The organism is Methanococcus vannielii SB (genome assembly GCF_000017165.1).
In the GTDB taxonomy this organism is placed as follows: domain Archaea; phylum AGJL01; class Methanococci; order Methanococcales; family Methanococcaceae; genus Methanococcus; species Methanococcus vannielii.
In genome coordinates this window covers 606,504-621,195 of the sequence record NC_009634.1, presented here as the reverse complement: position 1 = coordinate 621,195, position 14,692 = coordinate 606,504, and the positions used below count along the sequence as shown (strand labels likewise).

At 33.1% G+C, this 14,692-nt stretch carries 17 protein-coding genes; 2 read left to right on the top strand and 15 right to left on the bottom strand.

Features of this window, described 5'->3' with window-relative positions; all coding sequences use genetic code 11:
• Nucleotides 1–10 precede the first annotated feature (10 nt).
• The 13 genes from MEVAN_RS02900 to MEVAN_RS02840 form a co-directional block, all read right to left on the bottom strand.
• Nucleotides 11–502 (bottom strand): pyrimidine dimer DNA glycosylase/endonuclease V, encoded by a 492-nt coding sequence (locus MEVAN_RS02900; protein WP_011972380.1) that lies wholly within the window; start codon nucleotides 500–502, stop codon nucleotides 11–13.
• A 67-nt stretch (nucleotides 503–569) separates the two neighbouring features.
• Nucleotides 570–2,234 (bottom strand): phenylalanine--tRNA ligase subunit beta, encoded by a 1,665-nt coding sequence (gene pheT, locus MEVAN_RS02895; RefSeq protein WP_011972379.1) that lies wholly within the window; start codon nucleotides 2,232–2,234, stop codon nucleotides 570–572.
• Between the two features lie 31 nt (nucleotides 2,235–2,265).
• The gene (purM, locus tag MEVAN_RS02890) at nucleotides 2,266–3,315 is read right to left on the bottom strand and encodes a phosphoribosylformylglycinamidine cyclo-ligase (RefSeq protein WP_011972378.1); all 1,050 of its coding nucleotides are present in this window, start codon (nucleotides 3,313–3,315) and stop codon (nucleotides 2,266–2,268) included.
• Nucleotides 3,316–3,380: 65 nt separating this feature from the next.
• A complete protein-coding gene (locus MEVAN_RS02885) occupies nucleotides 3,381–4,304 on the bottom strand; it encodes a damage-control phosphatase ARMT1 family protein (protein ID WP_011972377.1) in 924 nt (307 codons plus the stop codon).
• Between the two features lie 104 nt (nucleotides 4,305–4,408).
• Nucleotides 4,409–5,248 carry a CBS domain-containing protein gene (locus tag MEVAN_RS02880; protein ID WP_011972376.1) on the bottom strand — a complete coding sequence of 280 codons (840 nt, stop codon included), beginning with the start codon at nucleotides 5,246–5,248 and terminating at the stop codon, nucleotides 4,409–4,411.
• Nucleotides 5,249–5,266: 18 nt separating this feature from the next.
• Nucleotides 5,267–5,833, bottom strand: coding sequence for a CBS domain-containing protein (locus MEVAN_RS02875; protein WP_011972375.1), 567 nt, complete (start codon nucleotides 5,831–5,833; stop codon nucleotides 5,267–5,269).
• A 96-nt stretch (nucleotides 5,834–5,929) separates the two neighbouring features.
• Nucleotides 5,930–6,433, bottom strand: a complete 504-nt coding sequence (locus MEVAN_RS02870) for a 6-carboxytetrahydropterin synthase QueD (RefSeq protein WP_011972374.1) — start codon at nucleotides 6,431–6,433, stop codon at nucleotides 5,930–5,932.
• Nucleotides 6,434–6,569: 136 nt separating this feature from the next.
• On the bottom strand, nucleotides 6,570–7,388 hold the full coding sequence (fwdC, locus tag MEVAN_RS02865) for a tungsten-dependent formylmethanofuran dehydrogenase subunit FwdC (RefSeq protein WP_048059134.1): 819 nt from the start codon (nucleotides 7,386–7,388) through the stop codon (nucleotides 6,570–6,572).
• A 31-nt stretch (nucleotides 7,389–7,419) separates the two neighbouring features.
• Nucleotides 7,420–9,123, bottom strand: a complete 1,704-nt coding sequence (gene fwdA, locus MEVAN_RS02860) for a tungsten-dependent formylmethanofuran dehydrogenase subunit FwdA (RefSeq protein WP_011972372.1) — start codon at nucleotides 9,121–9,123, stop codon at nucleotides 7,420–7,422.
• A 22-nt stretch (nucleotides 9,124–9,145) separates the two neighbouring features.
• The gene (gene fwdD, locus MEVAN_RS02855; RefSeq protein ID WP_011972371.1) at nucleotides 9,146–9,532 is read right to left on the bottom strand and encodes a tungsten-dependent formylmethanofuran dehydrogenase subunit FwdD; all 387 of its coding nucleotides are present in this window, start codon (nucleotides 9,530–9,532) and stop codon (nucleotides 9,146–9,148) included.
• 40 nt (nucleotides 9,533–9,572) lie between these two features.
• The gene (locus MEVAN_RS02850) at nucleotides 9,573–9,815 is read right to left on the bottom strand and encodes a 4Fe-4S binding protein (protein ID WP_011972370.1); all 243 of its coding nucleotides are present in this window, start codon (nucleotides 9,813–9,815) and stop codon (nucleotides 9,573–9,575) included.
• 25 nt (nucleotides 9,816–9,840) lie between these two features.
• The gene (fwdF, locus tag MEVAN_RS02845; protein WP_011972369.1) at nucleotides 9,841–10,899 is read right to left on the bottom strand and encodes a tungsten-dependent formylmethanofuran dehydrogenase subunit FwdF; all 1,059 of its coding nucleotides are present in this window, start codon (nucleotides 10,897–10,899) and stop codon (nucleotides 9,841–9,843) included.
• 17 nt (nucleotides 10,900–10,916) lie between these two features.
• Nucleotides 10,917–11,372 (bottom strand): 4Fe-4S binding protein, encoded by a 456-nt coding sequence (locus tag MEVAN_RS02840; RefSeq protein WP_011972368.1) that lies wholly within the window; start codon nucleotides 11,370–11,372, stop codon nucleotides 10,917–10,919.
• Nucleotides 11,373–11,589: 217 nt separating this feature from the next.
• Here MEVAN_RS02840 and MEVAN_RS02835 point away from each other — a divergent pair, with 217 nt between their 5' ends.
• Both MEVAN_RS02835 and nadA read left to right on the top strand, forming a co-directional pair.
• Entirely contained in the window at nucleotides 11,590–12,201 is a 612-nt protein-coding gene (locus MEVAN_RS02835; RefSeq protein WP_011972367.1) for a ThiF family adenylyltransferase, read from the top strand.
• A 28-nt stretch (nucleotides 12,202–12,229) separates the two neighbouring features.
• On the top strand, nucleotides 12,230–13,147 hold the full coding sequence (gene nadA, locus MEVAN_RS02830; protein WP_011972366.1) for a quinolinate synthase NadA: 918 nt from the start codon (nucleotides 12,230–12,232) through the stop codon (nucleotides 13,145–13,147).
• Nucleotides 13,148–13,158: 11 nt separating this feature from the next.
• Here nadA and MEVAN_RS02825 read toward each other — a convergent pair whose 3' ends face one another.
• Both MEVAN_RS02825 and pscS read right to left on the bottom strand, forming a co-directional pair.
• Complete coding sequence (locus MEVAN_RS02825) at nucleotides 13,159–13,518, bottom strand: hypothetical protein (RefSeq protein ID WP_011972365.1); 360 nt, start codon at nucleotides 13,516–13,518, stop codon at nucleotides 13,159–13,161.
• A gap of 10 nt (nucleotides 13,519–13,528) precedes the next feature.
• The gene (pscS, locus tag MEVAN_RS02820) at nucleotides 13,529–14,674 is read right to left on the bottom strand and encodes an O-phospho-L-seryl-tRNA:Cys-tRNA synthase (protein WP_011972364.1); all 1,146 of its coding nucleotides are present in this window, start codon (nucleotides 14,672–14,674) and stop codon (nucleotides 13,529–13,531) included.
• Nucleotides 14,675–14,692 lie beyond the last annotated feature (18 nt).

The following is a 14,692-nucleotide window of genomic DNA, read 5'->3' as shown; positions in this document are numbered from 1 at the left end:
TTTTAGAATACTAAAATTTTAAACTCAGACCTTTTAAATACCATTCAGGCACTTTTCTTTTGGACCATTTACAGAATTTCGATTTTTCAAGAATATAATATTTTCTATAGGCTAAAACTGCATCATCTTCCCAGTATAGTTCAGGAATGGCTTTTGCAAAAGGAGTTAATTCGTTTTTTTCGGAATATACGGGGTTATGTTTTAAATAAGGCAGTATTTCTGAAGATTTATGAATTTTTTTATACCTATATGTGTACTCTTTTAAAAGTTCTTTAAATAATTCAAGTGCCCATTCATAGTTTTTGCGAGTTTTTGAAGCCCACAATACACAAGGATGTTTTTCATGGGTTTTCTTATAACATTTTTCCGCATAAATTGAATTATGGAGGTGGTGAACGGTTGATAAAATTTGGGCCGTCTCAAGAGTCATTTTTACAACGTGTTTATCACAGTGCATTTTTGCTGCTCTTTTTGGGTCATTATCTAATATGAATAACTGCAAAATAACCCCCCTCCTGACTTAAAAAATTGATTTTAAAATTAACATGTTTTTAAAAAAGTAAAAATGATTATTCAATTAAAATTTCAAATGCAACAATCGGGTGTTCAAGTTCAAAATTTAAAATCACTTCCGGATGAATTTCTCCAAAGAATCCGATTTCTTTCCCATTATTTAGTATTTTTGCACACCTTCCAGAAATAAATGATGGATGTTCATAATTTTCAATTTCAAATTCACCAAAAGTCTCCCTAAGGAGCCCTTCAGTTACAGTTTTTATTTCATTAAAGTTCGTTAAAGGATGTACTACTGCACATGAAATTTTTTTGATATTTTTACATTTAGTATCTGTTTTAGTATCGTTTTCATCGATTAAAACGCAGTCCCCAATTTCAAATATTTTTTGGGGGAGTACATTATGTTTATTTATAAAGAGTGTTTCAAGGAGCATTGGAAGAATAGATGTTCTTAAAACCCGATGTTCAATTGAAGCCGGTTTTAAAACTTCAACATAATCTTTTTCAGAATATTTTAAATTCATTTTTTCAAATAATGTTTCCTGATTTGAAAGAGTAAGGTTCATTACTTCAAAAAACCCAAATCCCAACATTGTATTTTGGTAGTGTTTACATTTTTTTTCAATAGGGTTTCTTGAACCTGTTGTAGCAATTGATGGCAATTTACCCTCAAATTTTTCATAACCGTGATTTTTTGCAACTTCCTCTTTTAAGTCAACATTATGTAGTATGTCGTTTCGGTATGCGGGGATTTTAACCATTAGCTTTTCGTTTTCAAATTTTACATCCATTCTTGCTTTTTTTAGTGCAGAAATTATTTCTCCAGCATTTAATTCAAGCCCTAATTTTTTATTTATCAAATCAATCGAAATTTCCCGGTATCTTGGAGTTAAATCAGGATATCTTTTCCCATTTACATTAACGGAATATATTGTTCCACTTCTTTCAAAAAGAGAACATACAAAAATATTTAGTGCTTCTTCAACAGCTTCTTTTTCGGTTCCCGTAATGTCGATTAATAAATTTTTCGAATTTTTTGTTACCTTTGTAAGAGTCCCATTTATTATTGGCGGCATTGAAAGAACATTATTTTTAGAATCAACGATAATTGGGAATTTACCATCTTTTATTAATTTCCCGTATTTTTGTCCCTTTTCATGTTTTTCAAGAATTTCTTTTGGAGTCATTTCTTCACTATCGTAACCTAAAGGTGCGAACTTAATTTCATCACCTTTTATTTCTTTATATGTAAAAGGGCCTTTAACCATGTCAAAGTCATGAACTCCAATTGCAAGTTTTTTTCTATCTCTCCCAAGTGCCCAGTGGAGCTTTTCTTGTAAGTTAATAATGCTTTCAAGAACCATTTCATCCATCTGTACATTTTTTACAAGTGCAAATGCAATATATGGCCTTGATTCATTATCTAAAACCGTAACGTTAGTATCTGACTCGTAAACGTCAAACTGTTGAAATCCTGTGTTTATTCCCATGAATCCCCTGAATCCTCTCGCAAGACCTTCAACGCTTAAATAATCTGGCCTATCCGGATTTATTGAAAATTGGATAATTTTTTGTTTTTTTCCAGATTTATCGATTTCTTCAAAGATTTCTTCAACTTCAACACCCATCATCGGGAATTTGTCTTCTATTAATTTATCAGAAAGTACCAAATTACATAGTCTTTCTAAATCAACCTTATTTACGTTAATTGTAGGCACCACATTCACCTGAAAGCTTTCAATTCTTAATTTATTCCATAATCATTTTTTTACCGTTATATTCTACTAAAACGGTTTCTTTTTTAAATTCTCCATCTATTTCAATATTATCTTCTATTTCACCAATTACAAATGCAGGAATTTTGTATTGGTTTGAAATTTCAATAATTTTTTCCGCATTTTCCTTCGAAACAATTACACAAAAGCCAATGCCCATGTTAAATGTTTTAAACATTTCTTCGTCTGCAACGTTACCTAAAGTTTGGATTTCTTTAAATATGGGAGGTATCTCTGGTAAATTATCGATTTTATAGCATACTTCCTTATTTAATCTTTTTAATTTCCTAAATCCACCACCAGTAATGTGTGCAAGGCCTTTTACGTCTGCTTTTTTAATCATATCTAAAACGGGCTTTACGTATATTCTTGTAGGCGTTAGAAGTTCATCTGCAACTGTTTTTCCGTATGACAATTTACTATTAACATTTAAATTCGAAATTTCAAAAAATACTTTTCTTGCAAGAGATAAACCGTTACTATGTATTCCGCTACTTCTTAAACCAACTATTACGTCACCTTTTTTTACAGTCTGACCAGAAATAATCTCACTTTTTTTTACAACTGCAAGAACGGTTCCTGCAAGGTCAATTCCTTTTATCATATTTGGTAAGGATGCAGTTTCGCCACCTATTAAATTAATGTTTGACTCTTTAATTCCTTCGTTAAGACCTTTTCCAATCTGTTCTGCAATATTTTCTGTAATTTCTTCAACTGCCATGTAGTCAACTAATGCAACAGGTTCAGCGCCTATACAGATAGCATCGTTTACATTCATTGCAATCATATCGATTGGAACGGTTTCAAAATTGTTTGCCATTTCTGCTACTACCATTTTACTCCCAACACCGTCAGTACAGAGTACCAAATAATAATCGCCAAATTCTATCGCTCCTGCATAATGTCCTTTTAAATCTGCGGGTTTTATCGCATCTTCCCGTTCAAAATTTATTTTTGAAATAAGTGCACGAATAATCCTGTCTTCTTCATATATATCAACACCAGCATCTTTATAAGTTACCAAAGTACCACCTTTTATTAACAAAATAACGATAAAACTATTTTTATTTTTATTAGTTTTTCTTAATTTTAAACTTTACTTATGCTTTTTTTTAAAAGTATATTGTCACCTTCATTTACGCCAACATTTTTTGCAATGGGCGGACATTTAGCTTTAAATATATAATATATTGGAACTTTTAATTTTGGGGTTTTATTTTCTTTATCATTTAAAAATACTGGATTTTCTTCGTATTCTGTTAAACTTTCGTAATTACCCATTCCTTTTGCAATGATTATATCTGACTTATTAAATTCTTCAATAAATTCGCTTGAAGACTCCTCAAACTTAGTTCCAATTACGTCAGTTCCGCTAGTGATAACACGGGTTATTTTATCAATTCCCGCAATAACTGCGTCATTATAGGTAGCATCATTTAATATGGGCATGCCCTTAACTGAAACAACTACATTGACGTATTTTTTTAATTCTTCAATCAAAACTCTGTCAAATATAATTTCTCCTGCGTTATCGCAGATATAGAAAATTTGTTTTGATTTTTTTAAGTCATCAAATAATTCACTGCTAAAATCGATTTTTAGTGTTCCACTTACGGTATTTTTTACTTTTTCAGTTACGTCAATATCTGTACCATATGGCCCAAAATCGATTACATTTCCTGCAATTGAAAGTTTTATTTTATTTTTTAATCGTTTAAGAGGGTCAATATCTTCAAGCAATGCCTCTTCTTCTTTTAAATATTTAATTGCAAATTCGTTTGCAGATTCTTTCAAGTTTTTATATGGGTCATTATTATAAGAAACTGCTTTTAAATGTCTATGAACACTAGTGCCCATAAATGCAGGAACTATAAATTCCCCGTAAACTTCATTTATTTTTTTCATTCCTTCATGTATTAACTTAAAGCGCTCTTTTTCATCGCTTGTTATCTCTTTCACTGCATCAACAACCTGCCTTGTGATACATACTGCGCATTCAGGTTTAATTTTCAAAATATCACCAGAATTAAAATGAATATTATCTAACGTGAAAAACAATTAGTAAATTTCACTATAAAAAAATAATCATGATACTAAAAATAAAAATTTAAAAAGAATTACTTTTTAAAAATACAGCTTACAACGTCTTTTTCAGTTAATATTCCAATTAACATTTCTCCTTCAACAACTGGAAGTACACCAATGTCTTTTTCAGACATGACCTTAACAGCATCAAAAAGTTTCATATCTGGACTAATTGATAAAACGTCTTTTTTCATTATCTCTTGAATTCTTAAATTAGTTATTTCTCGAATATTTCCTGTTTTCATATTATTAAATGCCCAATCGCTTCCAAGTAATGATATAAAATCAGTAGAGGTAATTATTCCAACTAATTTTTCCTCAAATACTACTGGAAGTCTTCTAAATCCATTTCTAAGCATGGTTCGTGCAACATCTTTTAGCCGTTCCCCAGGCGTTGCACATACAACTTTTTCAGTCATACAGTCTCTTACGAGAATATTTTTATAGATGCTGTCTTCCAAATATTTTATAACATCCCTTTCATTTATCGTGGATATGAGTATTCCAGACTTATCAACAACAGGAACTCCGCCAATTTTTTTACTAACAAAAAGGTCTATTACTTCTTCTAACTCTGCATTTTCTCTTACGAATACCACGTTATCAGTCATGATTTCCTTAACTGATTCATTTATTGCGGAAATCATGTTATATTCGTGCTTGAACTTTACAAGGTTGTATTTTGAACCCCCTCCCATTAAATTTACAATATCCATGTTTGTTAATATTCCTTCAACTCGTCCAGTTCCCGGAGCTACAACGGGTATCCGTCTAACATGGTTTTTATTCATCATTTCAAGGGCTTCAATAATTTTTGTAGTAGGGTATACTTTTTCAACCTTTTTTTCGCTGATAAGTGCTTTAATTTTCAAAATATCCCCTCTTTTTGGTTAGTATTCGTCTTCATCTTCTTCAGAATCTTCACGACAATTTTTACAGATGTATTTACCGTTAATGTAATTTATACTATCCTGACTTCCACAAAGTTCACAAATTCCTTCAATTATTTCTTTTTTTGCATAATCATAGTCAGAACTGTGGATTTCGGTTGTTTCAACCATAATATTGAATAATTCTGGAGACACCTTAGTGATATCACTAACTGTAACAATTCCAAGTAATTCTTCCCCATCGATTATTGGAAGCCTTTTAACATTTTCTGCATCCATTTTTCTTGCTGCATCCATTAAAGTGGATTTTGGAGGTATAGATATTAATTTTGGAGAAACAAGTTCTTTAACTAATACTTCTTTTGACTTTAAATTTCTTGAAACTACTCCAAGTGCCAAATCTCTTTCCGTTACAATTCCAACCGGCTTTTTAGCATCATTTACTACTATTAAACACCCAATTCCCTTATCTTTTAGAATATTTGCTACATCGTAAGCAGTTGTATCTAAAGTTACTGTTGCAACGGGGGTGCTCATTGCTTCAGTTACTGAAAGCTCTAGGTTCATTTTAATCACCCGGTTTAGAAATTATGAGTATTATGCTTAATTGTACTAATTATAATTTATATATATTTTTATTTAATTTTAGACAGCAATTTAAAGTCATCTTAGCAGCATTTTGTATCTTGCACCTTGCCCTATTCCTTCGTTTACGGTAGTTTCGATTTCCAATATTGATGAATCCATTTTGAGCTTTTGAAGTCTGTTTTTAATAAATTCTGTAAAATATATGGACAGCTCTTCAGCAGTGGTTGACTTTAAAGGGAGTAAATTTATATCTTCAAGCGGAAACATGTATTTTTTTACTTTACCCGATTTTTCCACGTACTCTAAAAAAATAGAATCTTCATCAATTGAGTATTCCATATTATCATGGTCTCTTGGTACAAGTAACTTATGGTCTAATTCATTACAAAGTTCCTTTACAATCTGCTTTACGATTTTAAAGTCGCATACAAAACCAAAATCCCCAGAAGGACTTCCTGAGAGTTTTACATCGACATAATAAGAATGTCCATGAATCACTCCACAGCTATCATGCCCAAATACTATATGTGCCGAAGAAAACCGGAGACCTGCGTAAATTCCATTTAATTCTAAAATCATAGTTGTCCTCTTGTTTTTAAATTATATTATTACTATATTGGTAACACTATAAAAAAATGATTAAAAATTTATTAAAATTAATATAGAAAATAAAAAATAACAGAAGAAAAGAATAAAGGAATAAAAGAAATTTAGATTATAATAATTCTGCGTTATTTTCTAAAGCTACGTAAACTTCCCCTTTAGGCTTGTTAGTTACGTGGTCTCCGCTGAATTTGATAAAAGTTCCTTTAAATTCTTTTCCTTCGTCTTTTTTGGATAGTTTAATTACTGGATTTTCAACGATACCTTCGAATTTAAAGGATGGCAATATCCCGTTTAATTTACCATAAATTATAATTGCACCGGCCATCATTTCGCCGCCAGCCCTACCTTCGACATCGCCTTCAATAATGATAATTCCACCATTTTGGTGAACTCCGGGCATTATTTTAGTATTTCCTTTAATAATAATTGTTCCGCCTTTTAAGTATTCTCCAATTTCGGTACCGGCGTTTCCGTTAATTGTAATGGTTCCGCCATTCATTCCTCTCCAGTCGCCCCTGTAAGATGAACCAACGTAATCTTCTGCATTGCCGTTAACTACGATTTCGCCACCTTTTAAGTTTTGACCTACCCATCCGCCAACGTTTCCGTTTACAGTAATTTTTCCTTTCTTCATTTCGGCTCCAACATACATTCCAGCATCACCGTTAACTACGATTTCGCCAACAGTCATTTTTTCGCCAATTCTTTTAAATTTACCGGTACATTTGTTGATAGTTAGTTTTAGATCACTGCTTTCTTTTAATTCAACATTAAATAGTTCCTTTACTGTTGCAGTTTTATTTCCGTGTTGCAACTCTATTTTTTCAATTTCTTCTAAACTCATTTCCTGAATTTTTTCAGGAATTACTTTGTCCATTTCAACAGGTACGAAAACATCGTCCTTTAATGTAAGAACTACTTCTTTCATTATTTCACCTAAAAAGATTGAATAAGATTCCTTATTTAATGTCTGTAGCATCAATGTTTATTGGCATCCAGCTGTTCGCATATGCATCCTGAACAGGGTAGTTTTCGATATTAATGGAATAGTATTTTTTGAATTTTGGAGTCAGGTCTCTTAAAAGTTCTGCTTCTAAATCTTCGCTTATTTTTGCATTAACAAAGATTGTGTCACCATATATCTCTTTTACTACGTTTCCATTCTTTACAACTACTTCGCCATCTTTTAAAACATAAGCTGCTTCAAGGAACGCTTTTTCAATCTTTTTACCGGATTTTTCTTCAGGGCTAATGTCATAGATTGAAATGTCTGCTTTTGCACCTACACCCAAATGTCCACGGTCATCACTTAAACCGAGTACTTTTGAAGTATTTGCCCTTGTAACTTGCGCAATTTCATACATTGAATATTCTTTATCAGTTTCAGTTATATGGCTCTTTTGTGCGGCCCATGCATGAACCCGGTTTTTAATCCAGTCGTCTCGGTACTCTTTACTAAGTAGCCATGCAATAACTCTAGGGTACCTGATAAATGGCCCTGCGTTAGGGTGGTCAGTTGTTAGAATTACTTTTTCAGGGTTTGTGTATAAGAAAATATCTAAACCAATTGCCCACTGGAGGGAATAAACCGGTCCTTTTGGAGAATAGATAAATGGAACTACTCCCGAACCGGTTTCAAGTTCAACGTCACAGTTTGCCCATTTAAGACCATTTGTCATGTGAAGATCGTATTCCATTGGGCCATCTGCAGTCATTGTCGTTGTTTCATCAAGAGTTATCTGTCCAACGTCAATCATTGCATGACTGTTTTTATTAACGTACTCAGCCATTTCAACTCCTTTACTCACGCAATCTTTCCAGGAAGTTCCTCCGTAAGAGTGGAATTGTAGGTGAGTGTTATAATAAACCGTGTCTCTTTCACCGTATTTTGGTTTAGCTTTAATCCCCTTTACACAATCCATCGTTTCAAGAGTAGTTTCCCAGTTTCCAGGATGTCCAAGGTTATTTGGGTGTACGTGGACAGAATGGGGGAGCCCAAGCATTTCGTTTACTTTTGTAAGTCCTGTTACGATTTCTCTTGGAGTAATTCCAAAGTAAGGCACTTCATCATCTAAACCATGAACGTTTTTACCCCATCCCCAAGCTTCTGTTCCACCGGGGTTTACTATTTTTATTGCAAAGCCTTTTGTAGCTTTAAGTGCCCAAGCTATGTATGCAGCACACATGCTAAGGTCGCCATTTTTTAAATACTCCATTACCATCCAGCTGTTACCAAATAAAGGCATTGCAGCTTTATCGATTTGAGGGGTATCCATAAATTCTTCATGTGTGTGTCTTGCAACTAACGGGGGCATTGCAGCTTCTATAACTGTCGTATAACCCATTCCAGAGTATTGATACCCCGTCTTAAATGTTGAAGGAATTGAAAATCCTGAACCTTTTCTTAAACCTTCTTTCGAGTAGATATCCTTTTTACTGTCTTCAGGCCTTAATGCCCTACCAGTATTTACTTTAGCTCCTGCAATGTGGCTGTGGGAGTCAACACCTCCAGCCATGACGATTTTTTTATTTGCATCTATCTCTATTGCATTCTTTGATACAGAGCTTACAATTTTTCCGTCTTTTATACAGATATCCATCTTTTCGCCGTCAATTTTATTTAACGGGTCATAAACGGTACCATTTTTGATTATGTATTCCATAAAGATCACCCAAAAATCAATATTATTTAATGTATGCTTTTCTCATAAGGTCAGCCATTAATAATACTTCTTCATCGCATTTTTCAACTTCAACGGCAAGTGGGCCCTTGTATGACGGCATTGATGTACTTTCAGTATCAGGTATAACAACAAGATTTGCCCATGGCCCCATTGGAACAAAAATCATTCCAATTGGAGCTGGTTCTTTAGTTGTCAATGCATGTACCGCAACATCGCCATATTCTGAAGTTATTTTTATGGTATCCCCGTCTTTAACGCCTAAAAGCACCATGTCTTCAGCATTCATATAGCAGACGGCAGCAGCTTTTCGGTACATTTCAAGGTTTTTTCCAGCTTCAATAGCTTCGCCCTGCCAAATTGTTCGTCCAGTATTTAGCATAAATTTCATAATATCACCCAACAACAAATAGAAAATGCTTTAACTGTCGTTACTTTACAATAACTAACTTAATAGCGTCCACAGGACATGCTTCGATACATGCGCCGCATCCACCACACAAACTGTTATTTACGATGGATACAACACCGTTTTCAACTCTCATAATTAATTTTTCATCACTACTTGGACCTTTACCCCCTGACACATCAGGGTCTTGTGCATTTACAGGGCATGCAACAACACAGTTTCCGCATCCATGACACTTCTCAGGATATACTTCGAGTTTGTACATTAAATCACCTTGAACTTAATCTCAATTATTTCATCAATTTTTCGAAAGCTTTCTTCCATGCCGGTGCATTCGCTTCTGTCATATTTATTTTTGTCCTTTTAACTTTTAAAGCATCTACTGGACAGGATTGTGCACATGCACCACATAAAATACAGACAGCCGGATTAACTGAAACTTTAGGTACCTTGTCTGCAGCTTTTTCTGGTTTTGGGAATACAAGTGCTTTACAAGGGCAAACTGAAATACAGGCCCCACAAGCTCCACAAGTATCATTATCGATTAATAATTCTCCTTCAAATGGTTTTTCGACAGTTATTGCTTCAACTGGACAGATATTTGCACACCATCCGCATGAAACACACAAATCTTTATCTATGTTTGTCTGACCTTTAATTTCGCTGTAAAGTTCTGGCTTTTTAATTCTGCTTGCAAGTGGGCACTTGTAACAAATTGCTTCAATTGCGTTATGCGGGCAAGCTTTTTCACAAACTTTACAATAAACGCATGCATCCAAATCCACTTTTATGTCCGCAATCGGCTTTAAATTTAGTGCATTCATCTTGTTTGGAACTAATTCAATTGCATCAGCAGGGCAGTAGTCTGCACAAATTCCACAAAGAACACATGCATCTTTTTTAATGTTAATTTCGCCTAAAACCAACGTTTTTCTTTCAGGAATAGTTCTTTCTACATCAATTGCACTCTGTGGGCAAACTAATTCACACTGTTCACATAAAACACATTTTTTCTGGTTTAATTCGATACCCCTTTTAATTTTTGGATATTGGGGCATTTCTGTATTTAATTTATCGTTAATTTTTAAAGTAACTGCATCAAATGGACATGCACAAGCACACATACCACAAAGAACACATTTTTCAGAAATATCTAGTTTTGGAGCATCAATGTCCCCTCTAAAAATGGCACCAAGGGGCCCCATTTCAATAGCATTTGTAGGACAAATTTCGTTACAGATTCCGCATCCTACGCAAACACAATCTTCCCATTTTAAGACTCTTTTCTCAACGCCCTCTCTCGAAATTTCGATGACGCCGTCTTTTTCGTCTCTTTTAATATTTTTCATAGTATTCCTCCCGAAAATTATACCTTGTAGTTAGTTATTTTCAAGGCATTGACAGGGCACTCGGAAACACACTGTAGACAAAGAACGCACTTTTCTTTATCAATAGATATGCCTATATCTTCCGAATAAACCGATATTGCATCGTATTCACATTCTAAACAATTACCACACGCAATACATTTTTCCATGTCAATTTCTATAGTTATTTTATAAATTCGTTCTACTAATTTTTTTGTAATCTCTTTGTCATCACCAAGAGACGTGATCAATGGAATTCCATATTCAAGGGGTAACCTTATAATCTCTTCAGAGACTCGCATGACTTTATCAGATGGATATCTGCCATGTAAATAGTGTGAAATGATTGAACGATCCATTTTGAGAAAATCCGCTATTTCTCTTTGCAGCATTCCCTCTTTTCGCATATTTATTGCGACAATTGCTTTGATACCTGACAGTAAATGCTCTGGCATAATTTCATCTCATGTGAGTCATATACAACGTAGTGAATGTTTCTATATATATAATTCTTCTAAATTCAAATAGTAAGTTTTATAAATATCTGTGAGTATTATTCACCACATCAAAGAGTAACTTTTAAATTAATTGCGTAAATATTTATTTAAAAAATTCTAACTAATATATCTGGAAAACAAATATTACAATAAAAAAATAATTTTAAGTGATTATATGGATATAAAACTGCTTGAAGACAAATTAAATTCTAAAGGGACTGTTTCAGTTATCGGGTGCGGTAGACTTGGTGTTAGGGTTATTATGGATATTTTAGAGGTACATCGGGGAGGTTTTAAGAAGATTGAAGTGTTTGACGCTGCAAAAATTGATATGAATGATGTAATCCATAGAAAATACGGCGGAAAAGTTGGGGAGTATAAAGTATCATTTATTAAAGATTTTTTTCCTGAAAAAATAGATGCAGTATTTGAAGATATTTCCAAAGAAAATCTTGAAAAAATTTCGGGAAACATTGTATTAGTCGTTTTTGCAGGCGGAGATACTTTAAATTTACGAAAAAAAATTATTGAATACTGTAAAACCACTAAAAAAATCTGCATTGGAACAAATGGGGTATTCGGGCTTAACTGTAATGTTAAGGTTGGTGATGCTAAATATGAAAATGGCCCTGTTGAATTTTTAAAAATGGAAGAAGAAGGCCATTTGGTTGTTGGAACTGGTAAATTTATAAAAGATATGGAACCTATAACCCCCTATAGCTTGGATAAAATTGCCGAAAAAATGGTTATCGAAGCCTTAAAAATTAAAAAAGAGATTATTAAATAATTTTAAGTGAGATTAAAGGTGTATATTTATGAACATACTGGATAGGATAAATAAACTTAAAAAAGAGAAAAATGCAATAATTTTAGCACACAACTATCAGCCAGAAGAAATTCAAAAAATTGCAGATATAATTGGCGATTCCTTAGAACTTTGTATTGCTGCAAAGGATACAAATAAAGATATAATTGTATTTTGCGGTGTGGATTTTATGGCAGAAACTGCAAAAGTTTTAAATCCTGAAAAAAAAGTGTTAATTCCGGAAATTATTGAAACTTACTGTCCAATGGCACGTGATCTTCCACCGGAAGTTATACTTAAAGAAAAGAAAAAACACCCAAATGCGAAAGTAGTAATTTATGTAAATACGTTAGCATCTTCAAAGGCTCTTGCCGATGCAACGTGTACGTCTGCAAATGCCGATAAAGTAGTAAATTCATTTGACGAAAAAGAAATTTTATTTGGCCCAGACAATAATTTAGGGTACTTTGTATCAAAAAGAACGGATAAAAAGATAATTTTAGTGCCTGAAGGTGGACACTGTTATGTTCACAAAACTTTTACAATTGAAGACATTAATCGGGTTAAAAAAGAATACCCAAACGCAGAAATCCTAATTCATCCTGAAAGTGACCCCGAAATTCAAGATTTAGCAGATCATGTAATGAGTACCGGTGGAATGGTAAAACACGTACTTAACTCGGAAAAAGAGGAGTTTGTAATAGGTACAGAAGTTGATATGATTACAAGAATAAAAATCGATTTAGAAAAGCTTGGAAAAACTAAAAAATTAATTCCACTAAGAAAAAATGCAATCTGTACGTCAATGAAACCGATTTCTTTAGAAAAGTTAGAAAAATGTCTTTTAGAAGAAAATTACGAGATAAATCTTTCAGAAGAAATAATTGAAAATGCAAAAAAGGCAATTAATAGAATGCTTTTGATTTAATACTATATATTTTATTTTTCTATTACTTGATATTTGACTACATCGTCAGTTTCATAGAATTTTTCGGCTTTATAATAATTGATATCGCCATTAGTATCTATTTTTATATATACGTCAGTAATATTTCTAAATCTTTCAGAAGTGCTAGCAAATCCTGATGTTATTGCTTGTGTAAAAAAGTCACCTTCTCTTTTAAATTCAAAAGTTATTTTACTACCTTGAATTGTGTATCCTTGATATTCGGCCCCACCCATTTTAAATGTAACATCAACAAAAATGTACTTTTCAGGAATATTGGGGCCAAGAGCAATATAGATTGCACCAATAAGGAGTAAAACCATAATTCCCGGAATTATATACTTTGAATTCATATAATTCACCTCAATTGGCGTTTTCCAAAACTATTGACTTGATACAGTCTATTATATAGTCAACCTGCATGCCTGTAAGGCCATAAACACTCATTTTAAACTCTTTTGTAACGCCTCGCCTTATTCCGCCTATTCCTCTTTTTTTCAACTCTTCATAGAAGAAAAAACCTCTTCTTTTATCTTTTTCCGCAATTTTATCAAGAACAGGCGTTTCAAATCGTATTATGTCATGATTTCTCGGTTTTTCACCAAGTGCGATGAACCCAAGCTTTTCAAATTCAAATACTACTTTCCTTGTTTTTTCAAGTTCTAAGTTCCAATTTTTAACTCTTTCAATGATATGGGGAAAACTTGCCATTAAACTTAATATTGGAATTCCCCTACTTGTACATCCAAGCATCTGGAGCTCTTTTACAACGTTTACTTTTGAAGTTTTTAATATTTCGTCTTCATACTCCGCATTTATTGATAAAAGGCCACAAGGGCCTGATGCAGCCATACTTTTATGTCCTGATGCCGCAATAAAATCAACATTTAATTTTTTACCATCAACAGGCATTCTTCCAACCGAATAAGCACAATTTAATAATAATGGGTATCCTTTTGATTTTGCAATTTTTCCAACTTTTGAAACATCTGAAACATTTCCATAACTTCCATCAACATGAGTTAATAAAATTAATCCGATATTTTTTCCTGAATCTTCCAACTCATCTATTTTTTCAGCATAACTTTTAGGAATAACTCTAAAATTGGGGTATTCCTCAACATCTGTTTTTACGTAATTTAGGTTAGCCCTCTCAAGTGCCACGTATGAAGTATAGTGTGAATTTCCATCTAAAACAACGTAATCCCCCTTTTTACATATTGCATTCATTACCGCATATTTACTTTCCCTTGCACCGTGTGTCGGTCTTGTTATATCCATTCCTAAGAATTTTGACATATCATCTAAAAATTCATTTATCGGAGGAGTTTCAATTTTATCAAGTCGTCCAGAACAGTAGTCACAAACGCTGTATCCATCCCAGTATTCGTAAATTACTTTTTTAGCCTCCGTTGGAAGAATTCCTCCTCTTTGTATGGGATTTAAATTTACAATATCCCTTTCAAGGTTTCTAGTTATGTTTTTATATTTGTCAATGTTTATATCCATTTAAATCACCATTTCTCG

What these genes read in the sequence shown, in the direction of transcription:
- nadA (WP_011972366.1), top strand. Translation starts at nt 12,230, where the DNA reads ATGAACATACTGGATAGGATAAATAAACTTAAAAAAGAGAAAAATGCA.
- MEVAN_RS02850 (WP_011972370.1), bottom strand. Translation starts at nt 9,815, where the DNA reads ATGTACAAACTCGAAGTATATCCTGAGAAGTGTCATGGATGCGGAAAC.
- pscS (WP_011972364.1), bottom strand. Translation starts at nt 14,674, where the DNA reads ATGGATATAAACATTGACAAATATAAAAACATAACTAGAAACCTTGAA.
- fwdC (WP_048059134.1), bottom strand. Translation starts at nt 7,388, where the DNA reads ATGAAAGAAGTAGTTCTTACATTAAAGGACGATGTTTTCGTACCTGTT.
- MEVAN_RS02840 (WP_011972368.1), bottom strand. Translation starts at nt 11,372, where the DNA reads ATGCCAGAGCATTTACTGTCAGGTATCAAAGCAATTGTCGCAATAAAT.
- MEVAN_RS02825 (WP_011972365.1), bottom strand. Translation starts at nt 13,518, where the DNA reads ATGAATTCAAAGTATATAATTCCGGGAATTATGGTTTTACTCCTTATT.
- fwdF (WP_011972369.1), bottom strand. Translation starts at nt 10,899, where the DNA reads ATGAAAAATATTAAAAGAGACGAAAAAGACGGCGTCATCGAAATTTCG.
- fwdD (WP_011972371.1), bottom strand. Translation starts at nt 9,532, where the DNA reads ATGAAATTTATGCTAAATACTGGACGAACAATTTGGCAGGGCGAAGCT.
- fwdA (WP_011972372.1), bottom strand. Translation starts at nt 9,123, where the DNA reads ATGGAATACATAATCAAAAATGGTACCGTTTATGACCCGTTAAATAAA.
- MEVAN_RS02875 (WP_011972375.1), bottom strand. Translation starts at nt 5,833, where the DNA reads ATGAACCTAGAGCTTTCAGTAACTGAAGCAATGAGCACCCCCGTTGCA.
- MEVAN_RS02835 (WP_011972367.1), top strand. Translation starts at nt 11,590, where the DNA reads ATGGATATAAAACTGCTTGAAGACAAATTAAATTCTAAAGGGACTGTT.
- MEVAN_RS02870 (WP_011972374.1), bottom strand. Translation starts at nt 6,433, where the DNA reads ATGATTTTAGAATTAAATGGAATTTACGCAGGTCTCCGGTTTTCTTCG.